The organism is Cronbergia sp. UHCC 0137, from assembly GCF_034932285.1.
In the GTDB taxonomy this organism is placed as follows: Bacteria; Cyanobacteriota; Cyanobacteriia; order Cyanobacteriales; family Nostocaceae; genus Cronbergia.
In genome coordinates this window covers 1-606 of the sequence record NZ_JAYGHC010000048.1, presented here as the reverse complement: position 1 = coordinate 606, position 606 = coordinate 1, and the positions used below count along the sequence as shown (strand labels likewise).

Below are 606 nucleotides of genomic sequence, written 5' to 3'. Positions count from 1 at the left end.
GAAAAGACTTTTTCAGCAAGCCCTACTTATGTTAGGAGATCGCTTCCCTAGTCGCAGGTATCGCCCCCAAACTCCAGTTATCAATTACTTATGTTAGGCGATCGCCTTTATCTGCCAGCCTTTAAAACTTGTTCGGCTGTCAGTTTGAAATTTGGGAATGTCTGCGAAATAATGGGTTGATTGCCTCGAATCTGCTGAATTTCATACTCTCCTTTGACTAACGTACAAATGGAAAGAGTAGGTTGTTTCGGTTTCCCAATATGTCGAGTCCCACCTAAACCCGCATAATCCGCAATCCAATATTCAGGAATACCTAAAATTGCGTAGTCTTCGACTTTACGCGCATAATCGTTTTGCCAGTTGCTACTAACTACTTCCATCACAAATTTAATCGAACTACCCAGCGTGATGATTGATTGGTCATTCCAAAGTAGTTCTTTCGCAAGTTCATGGCGGTCAATAACCATAACATCGGGTCGAAATGCTGTCATACCCAAGTTAGAAGGACGTAGTAATCCTCGCTGAAGGACAAACCAATTTAAACATAAGGCATCAATTTGGGCGCAGATTTTTGTGGTGGTAAAAGCTGAAACTTCTTCATGGTAG

Annotated in this window: 1 protein-coding gene; it reads right to left on the bottom strand. The window is 41.9% G+C overall.

The genetic code is table 11. From position 1 onward, the window contains the following. Positions 1–107: 107 nt before the first annotated feature. Positions 108–606, bottom strand: a 499-nt coding sequence (locus VB711_RS20260) for a Uma2 family endonuclease (protein WP_323288078.1), incomplete at its 5' end; no start/stop codon positions are given.